The sequence below is a fragment of the Glycocaulis alkaliphilus genome, from assembly GCF_004000605.1.
Taxonomy (GTDB): domain Bacteria; phylum Pseudomonadota; class Alphaproteobacteria; order Caulobacterales; family Maricaulaceae; genus Glycocaulis; species Glycocaulis alkaliphilus.
Map to the genome: position 1 here is coordinate 2,074,152 of NZ_CP018911.1, position 19,156 is coordinate 2,093,307.

Here is a 19,156-nt window from a genome sequence, read left to right on the forward strand (position 1 = left end):
TCCCCCCGGGCTGCGCCCTTTTTCTTTGCCTGGAAACCCGGCACAGTGCTCGCGCGTAAGTCAGATACGCGTTGGAGGCCTCACATGCCCCGCTGGCTCTTGTTCACCGCCTGTATCATCATCGCCGCCCTGGCGGGATGGTCATTCTGGCGCGCCTTGCCGGCACCGGCGGCTCCGCTGGCTGACCCGATCGTGATCACCCAGACCGGCAGTGTCTCTGGCACAAACCTCATCGCGATTGATCCGGTCATGCGCACCGAAGACTACGCCAGCACCGGGGCCTTCACTGCACGGCTGGCTGACTATCTGGAAGCGGCGCGCGAAGCAGGCGTGCTGACGCCGCGTACGGTGGCCGTCTTTCCCGAACATGTCGGCACCTGGCTGGTCGCTACCGACGCGCCGCGCGGCGTATACCGGGCGGCAAGCGTCGAAGGCGCGATGACCGCGCTCATCGCGGCCAACCCCCTGCCCTTTGCAGGCTCGGTGCTGGCAAGCCCTGAAGCGGACCGGGCTGCCGCGGCCGTATTCCGCATGCGCAGCGCCGATATGGCAGAGCGCTATCAGGCGGCTTTTTCAGCGCTGGCCGAAGACTACGGCATCACCCTTGTTGCCGGTTCGGTCGTGCTGGCAGGCGCCCGCATCGAGGACGGCAGGATCGTGACCGCGAACGATGGCCCGCTGGAGAATGTCAGCGCCGTCTTTGCCCCGGATGGCTCGGTCCACGGCGCACTGGTGCGCAAGGTCTATCCCATTCCGTCAGAGGCGGGCTTCACCGCCGCCGCCACCCTGGAAGACTATCCCGTGTTCAACACGCCTGCCGGGCGGCTGGGCGTGCTGATCTGCGCCGATTCCTGGCACCCGGACGTCTACGCAGCACTTGAGGGGGCGGACCTGCTGGCCGTGCCTGCCTTCCTGCAGCCGGGCGGCGTCTGGGACCAGCCATGGGGCGGCTATGTCACCCCCTGGCCCGATGATGTGCCGCGCGAGGATGCTGGCCGCCTGAGCGAAGGGGAAGCCTGGCAGACCCATGCCCTCGCGGGCCGGCTGCAGGACAGTTCCGCGCGCGCCGGCGTTACGGCCTTTCTGGGCGGCTCGCTCTGGGGCATGGAATCTGACGGGGCGGCCATTGCCGTCGACGCCGATGGCGTCCACGCCGCACGGCGCACCACCGGCGGCGAGATTTTGGTGATGTGGGTCTCCGGCTAGCCTTCAGCTTGCAGTCATGTGTGGCCTGTCAGGGATTATGCCGGTTAGAACTGGAGGCATGAGTCTGATGGCGTTTGCACGATGGATGACCGCTTCGGGCGCTGCCCTGATAATGGCGGCGTGCGCGGCGGCGCCTGCGCCCTCCCTGCAGCCCTCACGGGCGCTGCCCGGCGAACGGGAAACCATCCATTACTGGCAGGACATGCCGGACGGCTCGATCCGCGTTCAGGTGCGCTCAAACGGCTGCACCACAAAGGAGAGCTTCGAGCCCGTGGTGATGGTGGATTCGCGCACCCGCTGGACGTTCACCGTGGAATTGCGCCGCCTGCAGCCCGATCACTGCCGCGCCTTCCTGCCTGAAGGGGTGGAGCTCGTGTGGAGCCGCGATGAGCTGGGCCTGCCGGGGAGCGCCAGCGTGCGCGTCATCAATCCGCAGGCACCGACGCCGAGACCGAGAAGGTAGGTTTCAGCTCGCAGCCCATCCGGGCTGCGATGTTCCGCGAAAAGTCGCGGGCGGGCGGTCGCCCTTTTCAGGCCGCTTTGCGGCCTGCAAGACCCTCGCCCTTCGAGACGCGCTCTTGGGAGCGCTCCTCAGGGTGAGGGCACAGGGCTTGCTTTTCCCTCATCCTGAGGGTGAGCGTAGCGAACGTCTCGAAGGACGAGGGAAAAGCAAGCTCTCAGGCCGCCTCAATGCCCTTTTCGTCGAAAAAGGCTTTCAGCTCGCCGGTCTCGAACATCTCTTTGACGATGTCGCAGCCGCCGATGAACTCGCCCTTCACATAGAGCTGGGGGATGGTCGGCCAGTCGGAATAGACTTTGATGCCTTCGCGTACATCCATGTCTTCCAGCACGTTTACCGAGTGATACTCCACGCCCATATGCTGGAGCACGCGCGAAACGAGGGAGGAAAATCCGCACTGGGGAAAGAGCGGCGTGCCCTTCATGTACAGCACGACATCGTGGCCTTCCACCGTATTGCGGATCGATTCAAGCGTGGCGGTGTCGGTCATCGGGGCGCTCCTTCGCGCGGGATTATCTTGCAAGACAGCTAGGAAGCGCCAGCCATCCGGTCAAGCATGGCTGTCAGGGCGGGGCACTCAGGGCGCGCGGGTGATGAGCGCCAGCGCATGTAGCTCGCCGCCCATGCGTCCGCCCAGCGCATTATAGACCAGCTGGTGCTGCTTCACACGGGGCAGTCCGGCAAAGGCCGGTGAGACCACCGTCGCGCGGTAATGGTCGCCATCCCCTGCCAGATCCTCGATCTCCACCTGCGCATCGGGCAGCGCCTCGCGGATCAGACGCGAAATATCGTCGGCGGCCATGGGCATGGAAAAACCTCCTGTTCGCGGCAGCTTGCCCCGCGCTAGACTGGCGCGGAATTACCGGTGCGAATCCCGCTCCGGCCAGCATTATAACAGTTCATATGGGACGGGAGCCCGCTAGCCCCATGCATTTCAATCTTCGATTCTCAGCGCTTCTGGCCGCGCCGGTGCTGGCCCTGTCGCTCGCGTCCTGCGATATTATGGCAATCTCCGGCGGCAGAGAGCCGCAGCCGGTTACCGATCTGCGCATTCTGTCCGCCGATGACATGCAAGGCCGTCTGGTCGGCAGCGAGGGTAATGCCCGCGCCCGCGCCTATATCGTGGAACGGCTTGGCGAGATCGGCGTCGAGGCGGTGTTTGAAAATTACGAGCAGAGCTTCACCTTCCAGCGCTCACTGGATTTCCGTGACCCCGACGCGGAGCGTGAAACCATCACGGCCGTCAATCTGGTAGGCCGTATCGCCGGGACCAATCCGGGCGATCATGTGATGGTCGTTGGCGCGCATTACGACCATGTCGGCATGGACGAAGACGGCAATATCTTCAATGGCGCGGACGACAATGCCTCCGGCACGGCGGGCCTGCTGGCGGTCGCGGCGGCCTTCATGGAGAACCCGCCGGAGAACGACGTGATCCTCGTGGCGTTTGATGCCGAGGAGGGCGGTCTTCGCGGCGCGCGCCATTTCGTGGCCAACCGGCCCGAAGGCTATGAGAGAATAGGCTTCATGCTGAATATGGACATGATCGCCTATAGCGAGACCGACGATCTCTACGCGGTCGGCACCTGGCATTATCCGGTGCTGCTGGATCTGGTGGCGGCTGCGGCGGAGGCCTCCCGGATCAATCTGCGCACCGGCTATGACGAGCCGAGCGATGATCCGCGCAATGACTGGACCATGCTGTCAGACCACGGCCCCTTCCATGCGGCAGGCATCCCCTTCCTCTATCTCGGCGTGGAGGACCACGAGCACTACCACCAGATCACCGACACGTATGAGAATATGACGCTGGCCTTTTTCGGCGGCGCGGTGGAGACGGCAGTGGACGTGGCGCGCCGCGCCGATGCCATGCTGGACCTCATCGCCACGTCTCCCTCCCGCCAGCCTGAAGCGGTGGAGAAATAGCCGGCATGATGCTGACGGTCGAACAACTGAACGAGCTTGGCGTACCGCTGGCACGCACGCTGGGCGTGGTGGTTCTGGAAGCCGGGCCGGACCGGGTCGTTGCCGAGATGGAGGTGCGCACAGAAATATGCACGCTCGGCGACACGCTCCATGGCGGTGCGATGATGAGCCTGGCAGACATTGCGGGCGCGACGGGGGCCTTCATCTCCCTGCCTGAAGGTGCGGTTGGCACCACGACGACCGAGAGCAAGACCAATATGATCTCCAGCCCGCCCGTGGGCATGAAGGTCATCGCGACGGCGACACCCATCCACAAGGGCAGGACCAGTCAGGTCTGGCAGACGCGCATCGAACGCGAGGACGGCAAGCTGGTCGCCCTGACCACCCAGACCCAGCTTAATATGTGGCCGCAGGGTTAGGGGCAGCTGACCTCTATAGATGTCTCCCCCCGCCTGCGGGGGGAGTGGTCCGAAGGACCGAGGGGGGGATTTTAAAAAGGCTCCCCCCTCCGTCTCGCTTGCGCTCGACACCTCCCCCGTGAACGGGGGAGGACATCTGCGAAGGCCAGGAAGCGGCCTGAAAAGGCCGAACGGCCGCCCGCGACTGCCTGTGCCCGCGCAGGCGGGTATCCGGGCCACCCATGCCTGAGAGGTTGCTTTTCCCTGATCCTTCGAGACGTTCGCTTCGCTCACCCTCAGGATGAGGGAAAAGCGCGAGGAAAGCCCTCATCCTGAGGGGCTTCGTCAGAAGCCGTCTCGAAGGACGAGGGCTAGGAAAAGGAAAGCCATAGGCATGGCTCCCCCGGACCGCTACGCGGCCGGAGGATGACATCTGGACTTAAGCAAACGCCTGATGGCCGGTAATGGCGCGGCCCATGATGAGGGCGTGGATGTCGTGCGTCCCCTCATAGGTATTGACGGTTTCCAGGTTCATCGCGTGTCGCAGGATATGGTATTCCTCGGCAATGCCATTGCCGCCATGGATGTCGCGTGCCTCGCGGGCAATGGCCAGCGCCTTGCCGCAATTATTGCGCTTCATCAGCGAGATGGCTTCCGGCACGAAGGCGCCCTGATCGATCAGGCGGCCAAGTTGCAGCGCCCCCAGAAAGCCAAGCGTGATCTCGGCCTGCATGTCGGCGAGCTTCTTCTGGACCAGCTGGGTGGCAGCAATCGGCTTGCCGAAGACAACGCGTTCCAGCGCGTATTCGCGCGCGGCGTGGAAGCAGAACTCCGCCGCGCCCATTGCACCCCATGAGATGCCGTAGCGCGCCTTGTTGAGGCAGGAGAAGGGCCCGCGCAGACCCTTCACATTCGGCAAGATTGCATCCTCGCCCACTTTCACGTCATCCAGCGAGATCGAGCCGGTGACAGAAGCACGAAGAGAGAGCTTGCCCTCAATCTTGGGCGTCTCGAAACCCTTGGTGCCACGCTCCACGATGAAGCCGCGTATCTCGCCATCAAGCTTGGCCCAGACCACAGCCAGATCGGAAATCGGCGAGTTGGTGATCCACATTTTCGAGCCGTTGAGGACGTATCCGCCATCAATCTTCTTGGCGTTGGTGCGCATCGCGCCCGGATCAGAGCCGCCATCGGCCTCGGTCAGGCCGAAACAGCCGACAAACTCGCCCGATGCCAGCTTGGGCAGGTATTTCTTTTTCTGCTCGTCAGAACCGAAGGCGAAGATCGGGTACATGACGAGGGAAGACTGCACGCTCATCGCGGAGCGATAGCCGGAATCGATGGCTTCCACTTCGCGCGCGATCAGGCCGTAGGCGACGTGGGAGAGGTCCGACCCGCCATAGACTTCCGGCAGGGTGGCGCCCAGCAGGCCCAGCTCGCCCATCTCGGTCATGATTTTGCGGTCGAACTTTTCCTCGCGCGCCGCCTCGATCACGCGGGGCAGTAGCTCGCCGCGCGAATAGTCGCGCGCGGCCTGGGAGACCATGCGCTCTTCCTCGGTGAGAAGCGTGTCGAGATGAAGGGCGTCGTCCCAGCGGAACTGGATTACCGAGCCCTGGGTGTTGGTGCTGGCCATTATACGTTCTCCTCGCAGTTTTCGACGGACCCGAGTGGCGTCTTGCTACTACCCTTGGCGCGCAAAAGGCAGAGACTTTTTCACCTCACGCACAGGATGGTGCGAAGACCGTCAGGTGAACAGCACCACGCTGGCAATGCTGAAATAGATCACCACGCCGGTGGCGTCCGCGATGGAGGTAACCAGCGGGGCGCTGGCCGTTGCCGGGTCCATGTTGAAGCGCGACAGGATGAAGGGCAGCGACATGCCGATAAGACTGCCCACCAGCACGATGATGATCATCGAGCTGGCAACGACCAGCGCAATATCCGGCCCACCCCGGAAGACACCAATGCCGGAGACCGCCAGAGCCATGGTGATGCCCAGCGCGCCGGCAACAAGGAACTCCCGGCCCAGCATGCGGCCCCAGTCGCGGGACCTCACATCGCCAGTGGCGAGCGCGCGCACCATCAGCGTGGCGGCCTGAGACCCGGCATTGCCGCCAGAGGCGATGAGGAGCGGCAGAAAGAAGATCAGCGCGATATGGGCGGCAATCGTGTCCTCGAAATAGGCAATGCCAAAGCCCGACAGCAGATTGCCGAAGACCAGAAGGACCAGCCAGACAATGCGCGCGCGGTAGAGCGTGATAATGCCGGCGGTACGCACGCTTTCGGTAATCTCGCCGTGCGCGCCGAGACGCAGGAAGTCTTCGGTGGCCTCTTCTTCCAGCGCGTCCATCGCGTCATCGTGTGTGACGATGCCCAGAAGATGATGCTGCGCATCGACCACCGGCACGGCCAGGATGTCATATTTCGCGATGGTGCGCGCCACGCTCTCCTGGTCATCGTCCACAAAGGCATAGACCGGATCATCATCCATCAGATCGGCAACCTTGCGCGAAGGGGGCGCAAGGATGAGGTCAGTCAGGCGCACCGTCCCGATCAGTTCGCGATCATCTTTCAGCACATAGGTGCGGTAGATGGTTTCCTTGTCGGGCGCCTCGCGCCGGAGCTGCGCAATCGCATCCTTGGCCGTCATGTCCGCTCTCAGCGTGGCGTAGTCCGAGGTCATGATGGCCCCGGCCGTCGCTTCTTCGTACGAGGACAGCTTGCGGATATTCTCGCGTTCCACATGGGCAAGGGCAGGCAGCAGCATTTCCTGCTGCTCTTCGGACAGGCGGTTGAACACGTCGGCCCGGTCATCGGCCTTCATCTCGGTGATGAGAGCGGTAAGCTGGGGGCGCGTCATGTGCTCGATGGTCTCTTCCTGCAGTTCCGGCTCGATATAGCCGAACACCTCGGCCTGAACCTCGACGGGCAGTGCGCACAGCAGCTTCCAGGCCTCGCCGGGATCGATCTCGGACAGGGCATGGGCGATGTCAGCCGGATGGTCTTCTGCGTCTATGGTGATCGCCATTCCGGCTTCATCGAATGCCATATGAACTCCTTGCAACCAAAGGGGAGGTACCGCGTTACCTGTGTTCTAGACCTGCAAGGCGGCACTTACCAAGAGCGTATCACTCAGATCTCTGCGCTCCGGTAAGCTAGTCCACGCCGCCTCGCTGTCACTGCCACGAAGAAGGAAGGACAGATATATGAGCACCTCTGCTGCACGCGCCGCCAAACAGGTGAAAGACGCCGTCAAGCGCGAAACCGACGCGGAGTCTCTCGCTGCCGAGCTTGAAGAGCTCAAGCGCGAGTTCCGTGAGCTGGTCGAGCAGGTCGGACGCGTTGGAAAAGTCGGTGCTCACGAAGCCTCGACCGCCGCGAAAACCACGGTCAAGCATGGAAAAGATGCCGGCGAGCAACTCATCGAGGAGGTCGTCGACCAGTGGAACTCGGTCGAAGGCCGGATCGTCAAGGAAACGCGTGACAATCCCTGGCAGGCACTTGGCATTGCGGCAGCCGCCGGCCTTGTGATCGGCTTCCTGGCGCGCCGCTAACGGTATGCTTGGTCCTTTAAATGGCTTGATGTCGCTGGCCAGCGGGCACGTATCGCTGGTCAGCCGGCATTTCAAGCGCCGCATCTATCTGAAAATCCTGCTGACCCTGTGCGTTATTGGCGCGGTGGTGTTCGGCTGTGTGCTCGCCAGCGTGATGCTGGCCGAGGCAATCGGCCTCATCACCACCCTTGCCCTGATGGCCGGCGTGTTTGTGTTGGCTGCCCTCATCGTGCTGATCGTGATGGCCGTCGAGCAGAAGCGCCATGAAGCCAGGGAGCGCGCGCAACGCGAGGCGGAGAAGCGCCTGGCCAAGATCGCGCTCGTTTCGGCCCTGCCCGCGCTGAAAGGCGGCGGGCTGCTGGCCGCAGGCGCAGCTGCCATCGCGCTGATGATCGTCATGGGCCGTAGCGGAGGAGATGATGACGGCGAATAGCGCCGTCACACCTAATCCTCTCAAGGGCTTGCCGATCACTTCGTAGCAGACCAGTCTTTGCCTCCACACCGATGCGGGGGCAGAGATGGCTGGCGGCGAAAAACTTCAGAGGCAGATAACGGCCCGGGGCATCTGGCTTCTGGCCGTCAACGGCATGATCGGCGCCGGCATTTTCGCCGTGCCGGGCGGCGCGGCGGCGCTGATGGGCGTGTGGAGCCCGCTGGTCTATGTGGTCTGCGCCGTGCTGCTGGGCCTGATCGTCGCCTGCTATGCAGAGCTTGCCAGCCGCTTCACCTCCACCGGCGGGCCGGTGCTCTATGTGCGCACGGCCTTTGGCAAGTTTGCCGGGTTCGAGACCGGGCTTGCCGTCTACGCGACGCGTATCACCGCCTTTGCCGCCAATGTGAACCTGATGGTGGCCTCCATCGCCTTCTTCGTGCCCGCGCTTGAGAGCGGGCCTTTGCGCATTGTGGTCATCGTGGCCATCATCGCCGTGCTGGCGGGCATCAATATCGCAGGCGCCAGGCCCGCCATGCGCGCGATGGGTGTTCTCACCATCCTGAAATTCCTGCCACTGCTGGCCATCGCGCTGGTGGGCCTGTTTCACATCAATCCTGACATCTTCCCGGAAAACTCCATCGGCTTCCCTGAAAGCGCGCAGTGGAGCGCGGCCGTTCTGCTGGTCATCTACGCCTTTGTCGGATGGGAAGCGGCGGTCATCCCCGCCGGCGAGACGCGCGAGCCGGGCAAGGCCATGCCGCTCGGCCTGTTCTGGGCGCTCGGCGTCGTTGCGCTGCTCTATGTGGTCATCCAGATCGTCTGCGTCGCCGTGGTGCCAGATCTGGCCAGTTCGGAGCGCGCACTGGTTGACGCAGGCGCGATCCTGTTCGGCCCGGCAGGCGCTCTACTCCTGACGCTCGGCGTGATCGTGTCGGTCGGCGGCAATATCACCGGCACGGTGGTGACAACCCCGCGCCTGACCTACGCGCTGGCACGCGAAAACACGCTGCCCGCCTGGTTCGGCAAGGTCGATGAGCGCACCCATGTGCCGGCCAATTCCATCATCTTCTTTGCCGTGCTGGCCGCCATCCTCGCTGTGGTGGGTGATTTCTTCGCCCTCGCCGCGATGAGCGCCTTTGTGCGCGTGCTCATTTACGTCGGCTGCATTGCCGCCATGCCGCGCGTGCGCGCTTTGCCCGCCGAGACCGAAAAGCCGATGCGCCTGCCGCTGGGCTGGACCATCCCGGTGCTGGCGGTGCTCGGCTCGCTGGTGCTGCTGAGCCAGGTGCCGATGCGCTCCATGGCCATTACGGCGGCGTTTCTGGTGGCAGGGGCCGTCATCTACGCGCTGATGCAGTTTGTGAATGCGCGCCGGGCCTGAGCGATAGAACAAGACGGGGGAGAGAATGAACGCTGAACTGGCCGTGCTGATCACGCTGGTGACCTACAAGCTGGTGCTGGTCGGGGTGGGCCTTTGGGCCTCGCGCCTGAACCGCACCGAGACCGATTTCCTGCTGGGCGGACGCGGGCTGGGGCCGTGGGTGGCGGGGCTTTCCTATGCGGCCTCCACCTCGTCTGCCTGGGTATTGTTGGGCTTCTCCGGCTTTGTCTACGCGGTGGGCCTCTCCGCGCTATGGATGGTGCCGGGGATACTGGGTGGTTATGTGGTGATGTGGGTCTGGTTCGGCCCGCGCATGCGCGCCGAAAGCGCGGCAGAAAATCAGGTAACGCTGGGCGATTTTCTGGCCGCGCGCGCCAAAGGCACAGGCCGCACAGCGATCCTCTGGGCGGGCGCGCTGCTCGTCCTCTTCTGCTTCATTTTCTATATCGCGGCCCAGTTCGGGGCAGCCTCGATCGCCTTTGAAAACCAGTTCGGCCTCGGCCGGATGGAAAGCGTACTGATCGGGGCGGGCATCATCCTGCTCTATTCGCTGCTGGGCGGCTTCTGGGCGGTCAGCATCACCGACACGCTGCAGGGCGCGATGATGGCCCTGATCGCCATCCTGCTGCCCGTGCTGGCCCTTATAGCCGCAGGCGGGCCAGCGGAGGTCTGGTCCACGCTGCAGGCCACCGCGCCGGACGGCTATATGTCCTTCACGGGGGAGCGCGCCTTCTTCATCTTCATCGGCTTTGCGCTCGGCGTCGCCGGTATCGGGCTTGGCACGTTCGGCCAGCCGCAACTGATGAGCCGTCTGATGGCAGTGAAGGACGAGGCGGCAAGGAAGCGCGCCTTCGCCGTCTCCATCGGCTGGGGCCTCATCGTCTATGCGGGCATGATCACGCTAGCCCTGTCGGGCCGTGCGCTGCTGGGTGCAGGACAGGAGGGCGAAGCGCTGTTCTACACGCTGGCAGGCGAGCTTTTACCGCCCGTGCTCGCCGGTATCATCATCGCAGCCGTGCTGTCGGCGGTGATGTCGACTGTGGACTCCCTGCTTATTGCCACGTCTGCTGCCGTCTCCCACGATATGGGCGTCTCGAAGCGCTATCCGGGCCGCGAGGTGATGATCTCGCGCATTGTGATGGCGGCCCTCTGCGCCGCCGCCGTGGTGATGGCGCTGGCCATCCCGGCGACAATCTTTGACCGCGTGCTGTTCTCATGGTCGGCGCTAGGCGCTGCCTTCGGGCCGATCATCGTCGCCCGCGTGGCGCGCGTCGAACCCGCCACCGGCGCGATCCTTGCCGCCATGGCGCTCGGCTTTGGCATGAGCGCGCTCTTCTTCCTCATAAGGGGCGTGGGGCTGGAAGGCACCGGCGGCATTGGCGGCGTCCTCGCTGATCTCGCCGCCCTGCCGGGTTCACCGTTCGAGCGCGTGGTGCCGTGGATACTGCCGCTCCTCATCGTCTTCGCCTGGAGACGTCCCGCCCATGCATGATGTCATCATCATCGGCGCAGGCTTTTCCGGGCTGGAGGCGGCGCGCCGCCTCGCGCCCGGCCATGATGTCGTGGTGCTGGAAGCGCGCGAACGGGCGGGCGGGCGCGTCCTGTCCCACAGCTTTGCCAATGGTGACGGGACCGATCTCGGCGGCCAGTGGGTCGGCCCCGGTCAGGACCGGCTCTACGGCCTGATTGCCGAGATGGGCTTTGCCACCTATCCGCTCTGGGATGAGGGCGATCATCTGGTCAAGGCCGGGCGCCTCAAACGCTATCGCGGCACCATTCCCAATCTCCCCATCCCGGTCCTGCTCGATCTCAACAACGCACTCTCACGTTTTGAAAAGATGGCGCGCCAGCTCGATCCCGCTGCACCATGGACGCACCCCAAAGCGCACATATGGGACCGGATAACGGTTGCGGACTTCCTCCGCCGCCATACGCTTACAGCCCGCGCACGCGAGATGTTCACCATCGGCATCGGGGCGGTGTTCTGCGCCGAGCCGCACGAGCTGTCGCTTCTCCATGCGCTCTTCTACGCCCGCTCTGGCGGCTCGCTGGATGCGCTCCTGTCGGTCTCCGGCGGGGCGCAGCAAGACCGGGTGCATGGCGGCATGGGCGGGCTTGCCAGCGCTCTGGCCGCCTCTCTGGGCGATTGTGTGCGCTATGGCGAGCCGGTGCAGGAAATCGGCTGGGACAAGGATAGCGCGACCGTCATCACCAGCCGCCAGAGCTGGCGCGCGAAACGCGTAGTCCTTGCCGTCCCGCCCTCTCAGGCGCTGGGCATACGCTTTGATCCGGCGCTGCCATCAAACCGCGATGCGCTCTGGCGGCGCATGCCCGCCGGGGCCTGCATCAAGTGCGTCGCGCAATATGAGCGGCCCTTCTGGCGGGAGCGTGGCCTGTCCGGTCAGGCAGTGGGCGGTAATCTCGCCGTACGCGTGACCTTCGACAATACCGAGAAGGGAAAAGATGCCGGACTGCTCCTTGGCTTCATCGAGGGCGAGGAGGCGCGCCGCTGGTCGCAAGTGCCAGCAGCTACGCGCCGCGAGGCCGTGCTGGAGGCGTTTGCCGATTTCTTCGGGCCGGAGGCCCGCAGCCCCATCGACTATGCCGACAAGGACTGGACCAGCGATCCGTGGACGCGCGGCTGCTACGCCTCCATCCTCGGTCCCGGCGTCTGGACCACGCTGGGCAAGGGCTTGCGCGAAGCCATAGGGCCGATCCATGTCGCCGGCACCGAAACCGCCACTTACGGCTTTGGTTATATCGAAGGCGCGCTGGAGGCGGGTGCGCGCGCGGCGGGCGAAGTGGCAAAAGCGCTGGGCCGCTAAAAACAAAAAGCCCGCCAGCAAAGCTGACGGGCTTCTCGCATTCGATATTCCGGCGGCGTCTTACGACGCGTAGAATTCGACAACCAGGTTCGGTTCCATCTTCACCGGGTACGGCACGTCGGAGAATTCCGGCACGCGGGTGTAGGTGGCTTTCATCGCCTTGGCATCGAGATCGATATAGTCCGGCACGTCGCGCTCGGCGCTGTCCAGCGCTTCGAGGACGAGGGCCATGTTGCGCGACTTCTGGCGCACTTCCACCACATCGCCCGGCTTAACCTGGTAGGACGAAATGTTGACGCGCTTGCCGTTCACCGTCACGTGGCCGTGATTGACGAACTGGCGGGCCGCAAACACGGTCGGCACGAATTTGGAACGGTAGACCACCGCATCCAGACGGCTTTCCAGCAGGCCGATCAGGTTTTCGGCCGTGTTGCCACGGCGGCGCTGCGCCTCTTCATAGGTGCGCGCAAACTGCTTCTCGGTGATGTTGCCGTAATAGCCTTTGAGCTTCTGCTTGGCCATGAGCTGCAGGCCGAAATCGCTCATCTTGCCTTTGCGGCGCTGGCCGTGCTGGCCGGGGCCGTAGGAGCGGGTGTTCACCGGAGACTTCGGACGGCCCCAGATATTTTCGCCCATACGGCGGTCAATTTTGTATTTCTGCGAATGACGCTTCGACATGGTTCTCTCTTATGTGATGCGGCCCGGCCTGTGCGCCCTCACCTCGCACCGGCTCTCAAAACACGGCGGTTCACGCATCGTCCCGTGGGATGAATATTCAGGACTCTCACCAGCCCCAGCGTGAGGGAAGCGCGGCTTATGCTGCAGAGGGTAGGAATTGTCAATTCGGGAAGGTGTGGAGGGGGCGGCCGTTATTCAAACGCGATATCGATCACGACCTCATTATCCCCATCAAAAGACCACGACAAAGTAGTGGCCGGAGCAACTGAGTCCCCGTCATTTCTGTCCTGGACCCACCCGCAGACAGGATTTCGTTCGCCTCGGCAAGTCGAAAACGAAAGCGGCGCCGAGGAGCGGAATGTTACTGTCATGGTCCGGGCGGCGCCGGGATCGCTGACCGTTACCCTCTGACCTTCCACATTCACCGAGAGATCACCGGGAAAATGAAACCGCCCTGCCCACTCACCCGGCGCTTCCGACGACAATGTATCTGTTATGCGCACCGTCTGGAAATCGCTGTCAACGATAATGGCCCGCGTAAAGGAGGCCGGTTCCAAGAACCGTTCCGAACGCCCCTCGATCCGGTAACCGGACTGCTCAGAGCTGCTATCAGTGATACCGACCGCCCGCTCAAATTCTTCATGTTCGTCAAGATAGCCGCCATTTAGCGTGTAGGTGTTATGGGCAAACGCGCTGCGCAGATAATACGTCATGGGACTACTCTGCGTGGAGTGCTGGCCGCCTTCAGTGATCCACATCCGGCCATGATTGTAGAGCAGCACTGAAAGTTCATCGGCATGGCGCTTGCGTGCAGGCAGATTGTGCGACGCAGTGAAGTGCAAATACAGACCATCGGGATGGCCGCCGCGGATGACGGCATGGCCGTAGCCGGGGAAAACCGTTAGCGAACGCGCCAGTTCTTCCAGTCGCCGCTCGATTACCCGGCCTCTTGCAACGGCCGGACTGATCGTCTGCTGGCTGGACCGCCCGACGGTCGGGATAGTGCGGTCCGGCAATGCCGTATCCACCAGAAAAGCTCGGCTGGCATTCTGGTTGCGAATGAAACGGCTCGGGTTGAATCCGGCATCGCGATCACGCAAGCGCCTGACGCCGTTCATCAGCGCCACCATGTAATTCACATACCCTGGCGCTTGCTCCGACCAGATACCTTCTTCGGTGAACATGCGGCGGGCCGCCAGCTCCAGACGGCTTTCGGCCAGCTCCAGCATTTCACCAGCCCGCGGATGCTGGGGCAGAGACAAGGCTGTCGCCGCCAGCAACATGTCCTGACGAATGCCATGGTTGCCCGGTGAGTACACGTTCGGCTCGTCCAGCAGATAGGTCGCGCCAGCATCGATCAGATAGAGAAGCGTCGTCAGGGTAAGCTCGTCATGCGGACCATGGGCGCGCATATAGTTGAGCGTGTGCAGCAGGTTGGACTGCCGCTTCATCACCGTGCCCTCGTGCCAGGCACGCGGATTGACGTCGCGGTTGTGCGCCGCGCAGTGCCCCCAGTTGAGGATCAGCCGCATCAGGGCCTGTTCAACATCCTCATCCTGTTGCTCTTCATGCTGGGCAAACAGCGTACCGACCGCCGTGAATCCATGAAGCTGAGTAGACACATAGGTGTGGTTATTTTGGGACCAGTCCACCGCGTCTAAAACAACAACATCGCCACGTCGATCGACAAAGATGCGCCCTTCTCGGATAAGCTCCACCTGACGGTCGGTGCTTGACGTGAAACGGGGAACCCTGACTACCGGACCATCCAGAACAGCCTGCTGGGCCTCGGGCGAAAACAGCGCCTCGTAATACGCCGAACCTTCAGCCAGATGTTCTTCAGCCCAGTCCGCTGGAATGATGCGCTCAGCCGGTTCCTCACAAGTCGCATACTGAACCGTGGCAGACGGCGGCGGTGACGGTTCCGTGCAAGCAGCGAGCGCGGCAAGCGCAGCGAGCGAGAAGAGAAGACTAAAACGCATCCGGATCCCCTTTCCCCTGATGCCTAGCATCCCCAGCTCTCCGGGCAACCCCTGCCAGGGGCGGCTTTGAGCCTTTATTATTCAAATGCGATCTCTATCGAGATCTCGTTGTTGCCCTCGAAGGCCCAAGACAGGGTAGTAACCGGCACCGCGTTATTTCTCTCCTGCGCCCACCCGCAAAGCGGCGATCGCTCACCATTACAGGTTGAAAACAACAAATTCTGCGCCGACTGGAAATTCAGCGTCATCGTACGGTCAGTCTCAGGGTCCGTCACCGACACAAGTTGGTTATCGACAACTACTTCAAGATCACCTGGAAAATGAAAGCGACCCTCCCACTCACCCGGCGCTTCCGACGAAAGCGCGTCGGTCATCCGGATCGCGGAAAAATCGTTATCGACATGGATTGTCCGAGTAAACGCCGCAGGCTCTTCAAACCGCTCCGAAAACGCCTCCAGCCGATAGCCGGACCGGCCAGAACTACTGTCTGTAATCTCCACCGCCAGCTCAGGCGCAGAGTGTTCATCGAGATACCCGCCATTCAGCGTGTAGGTGTTATGTGCAAACGCACTGCGAAGATATCGTGTCATCCCGCCCCTTTGCGTAGAGTGCTGCCCTCCCTCAGTGATCCACATCCGGCCGTGATTAAAGAGCAAAACTGAAAGCTCATCGGCATGGCGCTTGCGCGCAGGGAAGTTGTGAGAAGCAGTCAGATGCAGATACAGTCCGTCCGGGTGATCGCCCCGGATAACCGCATGGCCGTAGCCATGGAAAATGGTTATCGAGCGCTCTAGCGCTTGAAGGCGCCGACCGATTTCAGCTCTTCTTGCGACAGAACTCGCAATTGTCCGCCTGCCCGACCTGCCTATCCGCGGGATAGAAAAGTCTGGCAATGCAGTATCAATTAGAAAGCTACGGCTAGAGTGATAATTGTTAATAAAATTCTGAGGGTTGAACCCCGCCTGCCGATCAACCAACCTCTCGGTACTGCTCATTAATGAAACCATATAATGAACATAACCCGGCGCGTGTTCGGCCCAGATACCTTCTTCGGTGAACATACGGCGGGCCGCCAGCTCCAGACGGCTTTCGGCCAGCTCCAGCATTTCACCAGCCCGCGGATGCTGGGGCAGAGACAAGGCTGTCGCCGCCAGCAACATGTCCTGACGAATGCCATGGTTGCCCGGTGAGTACACGTTCGGCTCGTCCAGCAGATAGGTCGCGCCAGCATCGATCAGGTAGAGAAGCGTGGTCAGGGTGAGCTCGTCATGCGGACCATGGGCGCGCATATAGTTGAGCGTGTGCAGCAGGTTGGACTGCCGCTTCATCACCGTGCCCTCGTGCCAGGCACGCGGATTGACGTCGCGGTTGTGCGCCGCGCAGTGCCCCCAGTTGAGGATCAGCCGCATCAGGGCCTGTTCAACATCCTCATCCTGTTGCTCTTCATGCTGGGCAAACAGCGTACCGACCGCCGTGAATCCATGAAGCTGAGTAGACACATAGGTGTGGTTATTTTGGGACCAGTCCACCGCGTCTAAAACAACAACATCGCCACGTCGATCGACAAAGATGCGCCCTTCTCGGATAAGCTCCACCTGACGGTCGGTGCTTGACGTGAAATGTGGAACCCTGACTACCGGACCATCCAGAACAGCCTGCTGGGCCTCGGGCGAAAACAGCGCCTCGTAATACGCCGAACCTTCAGCCAGATGTTCTGCAGCCCAGTCCGCTGGAATGATCCGCTCGGCCGGTTCCTCACAAGTCGCGTACTGAACCGTGGCAGATGGCGGCGGTGACGGTTCCGTGCAAGCAGCGAGCGCGGCAAGCGCAGCGAGCGAGAAGAGAAGACTAAAGCGCATCTGGATCCCCTTTTCCCTGATGCCTAGCATCCCCAGCTCTCCGGGCAACCCCTGCCGGGGGCGGGTTGCAAGCGTCCAACCCCTAATCCCTCACCACCCTGGCCTTCCCTCTCCCGATGGTCAGCGCCTTGATGGCGCCGCGGAAAGTGCGCACTTCCTGCTCGGTCAGGCCCGCACGGGCGAAGATATTGCGCAGATTCTGCGTCATCAGCGGCTTTTTCTCCAGCGGGAAGAAGAAGCCCGCTCGCTCCAGCTCGTCCTCGAAATGCTCATACATGCGGTGGAGCGCCACCGCGTCTGCGGCCTCTTCCAGCGGCTTGAACTCTTGCGGCGGCGGATCGCCTGCGCGCCATTCATGGGCCAGCACGCCCACCGCCATGGCGAGGTTCAGCGAGGCAAAGCCGGGATCCACCGGCAGGGTGAGGATCGCGCGCGAGCGGGCAACCAGCTCGTTGGGAAGCCCCGATTTTTCTGCCCCGAAGAGGAAGCCCGGCTTCTGGCCTGCCGCGATCAGCCCCCTCGCCTCGGCCATCGCCTCGCGCGCGGTCATTACAGGTTTCACCATGCCGCGCGGGCGCGCCGTTGTGGCGTACAGCACCGTGCAGCCCTCCAGCGCATCATCCAGATCATCACTGACGCGCGCAGACGCATAGAGGGGCGAGCCGGCGCTCATCGCCTCGGCGCGCTCATTGGGCCAGCCATCGCGCGGGGCATGGATTCGCAGATCATCAAGACCGAAATTGGCCATCACCCGCATCGCCGCGCCGATATTCTCGCCCATTTGCGGATTGACCAGCACAAAAGCGGGGCCGGGCACGCCTGCGCCGTCACTTGATGACATACCTGCCCTTTCTTAAACGGGTGGGCGATGCTAGATGACCGCCCGAACCAGTAAGGCCCACCTCTAGCGCGTCCCTTCGCGCGCCCTCAAGAGAAGAGCACACCGCACATGGCAAAGATCAAAGTCGATACCCCCGTTGTTGAGCTTGATGGCGATGAGATGACCCGGATCATCTGGGATCTCATCAAGCAGAAGCTGATCCTGCCCTATCTCGACATTGATCTGAAATACTACGACCTCTCCATCCAGAAGCGCGACGAGACCGATGACCAGATCACGGTCGAAGCCGCCGAGGCGATCAAGCATTACGGCGTCGGCGTGAAATGCGCCACGATCACCCCGGACGAGCAGCGCGTGGAAGAGTTCGGCCTGAAGAAGATGTGGCGCTCGCCCAACGGCACGATCCGCAACATCCTTGGCGGCGTGGTGTTCCGCGAACCCATCGTCATCAAGAACGTGCCCCGCCTTGTGCCGGGCTGGACCAAGCCGATCGTCATCGGCCGTCACGCCTTTGGCGACCAGTACCGCGCCACCGACATGCTGGTGAAGGGTCCGGGCAAGCTGACCATGACCTTCACGCCGGAAGACGGCAGCGAACCGGTCACCCACGAGATCTTCAACTTCCCCAGCGCCGGCGTTGCGATGGGCATGTACAATCTCGACGACTCGATCCGCGATTTCGCCCGCGCCTGCCTGCGCTATGGCCTCGATCGCGGCTGGCCGGTCTACCTGTCGACCAAGAACACGATCATGAAAGCCTATGACGGGCGCTTCAAGGACATCTTCGAAGAGATCTACCAGGCCGAGTTCAAGGCCGATTTCGACGCCAAGAAGATCACCTACGAGCACCGCCTGATCGACGACATGGTGGCCGCGGCGATGAAATGGTCCGGCGGTTATGTCTGGGCGTGCAAGAACTATGATGGCGACGTGCAGTCCGACACGGTGGCACAGGGCTTTGGCTCGCTCGGCCTGATGACCTCGGTGCTGATGACGCCGGACGGCAAGACGGTGGAAGCCGAAGCCGCCCACGGCACCGTCACCCGCCACTACCGCCAGCACCAGCGCGGCGAGCAGACCTCCACCAACTCCATCGCCTCGATCTACGCCTGGACGCGCGGCCTCTATCACCGCGGCAAGATGGACGGCAATCAGGCCGTTATCGACTTTGCCGAGAAGCTCGAGCTTACCGTCACCAAGACGGTCGAGAGCGGCTACATGACGAAAGACCTCGCGCTTCTGGTCGGCGACCAGCAGGGCTGGCTCTCCACCGAAGGCTTCCTGGACAAGCTGGGTGAGCGCTTCGAGCAGGCAATGAAGAACTAGGCTTTACCGCCTGACGTCATTTGAAAAGCCCCGCCGGAAATGGCGGGGCTTTTTTGTTGTATTGGCGGGCTGGAGGCTACCCCCTCGTCATTCCGGCGAAAGCCGGAACCCAGTCTTTTTGAGAAACGCTGGGTTCCAGATAAGCGCTGACGCGCTTTCTGGAATGACGATGTAGGGGGCGCGCGAGCCAAATTGGCCTGACTTGTCCGAATACCTATCAACCG

At 62.6% G+C, this 19,156-nt stretch carries 18 protein-coding genes; 10 read left to right on the plus strand and 8 right to left on the minus strand.

Features of this window, described 5'->3' with window-relative positions:
* Positions 1-84 precede the first annotated feature (84 nt).
* Positions 85-1,206 (plus strand): nitrilase-related carbon-nitrogen hydrolase, encoded by a 1,122-nt coding sequence (locus X907_RS09860; protein WP_127567529.1) that lies wholly within the window; start codon positions 85-87, stop codon positions 1,204-1,206.
* A 67-nt stretch (positions 1,207-1,273) separates the two neighbouring features.
* Positions 1,274-1,669 (plus strand): hypothetical protein, encoded by a 396-nt coding sequence (locus X907_RS09865; RefSeq protein WP_127567532.1) that lies wholly within the window; start codon positions 1,274-1,276, stop codon positions 1,667-1,669.
* 214 nt (positions 1,670-1,883) lie between these two features.
* On the opposite strand, the gene grxD is transcribed toward X907_RS09865, so the two are convergent.
* Together grxD and X907_RS09875 are read right to left on the minus strand one after the other, a co-directional pair.
* Entirely contained in the window at positions 1,884-2,216 is a 333-nt protein-coding gene (grxD, locus tag X907_RS09870; protein WP_127567534.1) for a Grx4 family monothiol glutaredoxin, read from the minus strand.
* A gap of 87 nt (positions 2,217-2,303) precedes the next feature.
* Positions 2,304-2,534, minus strand: a complete 231-nt coding sequence (locus X907_RS09875) for a BolA family protein (protein WP_036512270.1) — start codon at positions 2,532-2,534, stop codon at positions 2,304-2,306.
* Between the two features lie 119 nt (positions 2,535-2,653).
* Between X907_RS09875 and X907_RS09880 the strand changes: the two genes are divergently transcribed.
* Positions 2,654-3,652 carry a M20/M25/M40 family metallo-hydrolase gene (locus X907_RS09880; RefSeq protein WP_127567536.1) on the plus strand — a complete coding sequence of 333 codons (999 nt, stop codon included), beginning with the start codon at positions 2,654-2,656 and terminating at the stop codon, positions 3,650-3,652.
* Between the two features lie 8 nt (positions 3,653-3,660).
* On the plus strand, positions 3,661-4,071 hold the full coding sequence (locus X907_RS09885) for a PaaI family thioesterase (RefSeq protein WP_127569456.1): 411 nt from the start codon (positions 3,661-3,663) through the stop codon (positions 4,069-4,071).
* Positions 4,072-4,489: 418 nt separating this feature from the next.
* Here X907_RS09885 and X907_RS09890 read toward each other — a convergent pair whose 3' ends face one another.
* Together X907_RS09890 and mgtE are read right to left on the minus strand one after the other, a co-directional pair.
* A complete protein-coding gene (locus X907_RS09890; RefSeq protein WP_127567538.1) occupies positions 4,490-5,686 on the minus strand; it encodes an acyl-CoA dehydrogenase in 1,197 nt (398 codons plus the stop codon).
* A 111-nt stretch (positions 5,687-5,797) separates the two neighbouring features.
* Positions 5,798-7,102 carry a magnesium transporter gene (gene mgtE, locus X907_RS09895; RefSeq protein ID WP_127567540.1) on the minus strand — a complete coding sequence of 435 codons (1,305 nt, stop codon included), beginning with the start codon at positions 7,100-7,102 and terminating at the stop codon, positions 5,798-5,800.
* Between the two features lie 157 nt (positions 7,103-7,259).
* On the opposite strand from mgtE, the gene X907_RS09900 reads away from it, so the two are divergent.
* The 5 genes from X907_RS09900 to X907_RS09920 all read left to right on the plus strand — a co-directional run bounded on the left by X907_RS09900 (position 7,260) and on the right by X907_RS09920 (position 12,246).
* On the plus strand, positions 7,260-7,607 hold the full coding sequence (locus X907_RS09900; RefSeq protein WP_127567542.1) for a glycine zipper domain-containing protein: 348 nt from the start codon (positions 7,260-7,262) through the stop codon (positions 7,605-7,607).
* A 28-nt stretch (positions 7,608-7,635) separates the two neighbouring features.
* Positions 7,636-8,040, plus strand: coding sequence for a hypothetical protein (locus X907_RS09905; RefSeq protein WP_127567544.1), 405 nt, complete (start codon positions 7,636-7,638; stop codon positions 8,038-8,040).
* Between the two features lie 85 nt (positions 8,041-8,125).
* Positions 8,126-9,421, plus strand: coding sequence for an APC family permease (locus X907_RS09910; RefSeq protein ID WP_127567546.1), 1,296 nt, complete (start codon positions 8,126-8,128; stop codon positions 9,419-9,421).
* 25 nt (positions 9,422-9,446) lie between these two features.
* Positions 9,447-10,913: a sodium/proline symporter gene (locus X907_RS09915; protein ID WP_127567548.1), complete on the plus strand. Its 1,467-nt coding sequence runs from the start codon at positions 9,447-9,449 to the stop codon at positions 10,911-10,913.
* A complete protein-coding gene (locus X907_RS09920; RefSeq protein WP_127567550.1) occupies positions 10,906-12,246 on the plus strand; it encodes a flavin monoamine oxidase family protein in 1,341 nt (446 codons plus the stop codon). Before X907_RS09915 ends, X907_RS09920 begins: the two co-directional genes overlap by 8 nt.
* A gap of 60 nt (positions 12,247-12,306) precedes the next feature.
* Here the strand turns inward: X907_RS09920 and rpsD are convergent, their stop codons facing one another.
* The 4 genes from rpsD to X907_RS09940 all read right to left on the minus strand — a co-directional run bounded on the left by rpsD (position 12,307) and on the right by X907_RS09940 (position 17,606).
* Complete coding sequence (gene rpsD / locus X907_RS09925; protein ID WP_127567553.1) at positions 12,307-12,924, minus strand: 30S ribosomal protein S4; 618 nt, start codon at positions 12,922-12,924, stop codon at positions 12,307-12,309.
* 191 nt (positions 12,925-13,115) lie between these two features.
* The gene (locus X907_RS09930) at positions 13,116-14,906 is read right to left on the minus strand and encodes a heparinase II/III domain-containing protein (RefSeq protein WP_170175524.1); all 1,791 of its coding nucleotides are present in this window, start codon (positions 14,904-14,906) and stop codon (positions 13,116-13,118) included.
* Between the two features lie 77 nt (positions 14,907-14,983).
* Positions 14,984-16,795 carry a heparinase II/III domain-containing protein gene (locus X907_RS09935; RefSeq protein ID WP_127567557.1) on the minus strand — a complete coding sequence of 604 codons (1,812 nt, stop codon included), beginning with the start codon at positions 16,793-16,795 and terminating at the stop codon, positions 14,984-14,986.
* 52 nt (positions 16,796-16,847) lie between these two features.
* Positions 16,848-17,606: an RNA methyltransferase gene (locus tag X907_RS09940; protein ID WP_127567559.1), complete on the minus strand. Its 759-nt coding sequence runs from the start codon at positions 17,604-17,606 to the stop codon at positions 16,848-16,850.
* A gap of 108 nt (positions 17,607-17,714) precedes the next feature.
* Here X907_RS09940 and X907_RS09945 point away from each other — a divergent pair, with 108 nt between their 5' ends.
* On the plus strand, positions 17,715-18,932 hold the full coding sequence (locus X907_RS09945) for an NADP-dependent isocitrate dehydrogenase (RefSeq protein WP_127567561.1): 1,218 nt from the start codon (positions 17,715-17,717) through the stop codon (positions 18,930-18,932).
* Positions 18,933-19,156: the final 224 nt, after the last annotated feature.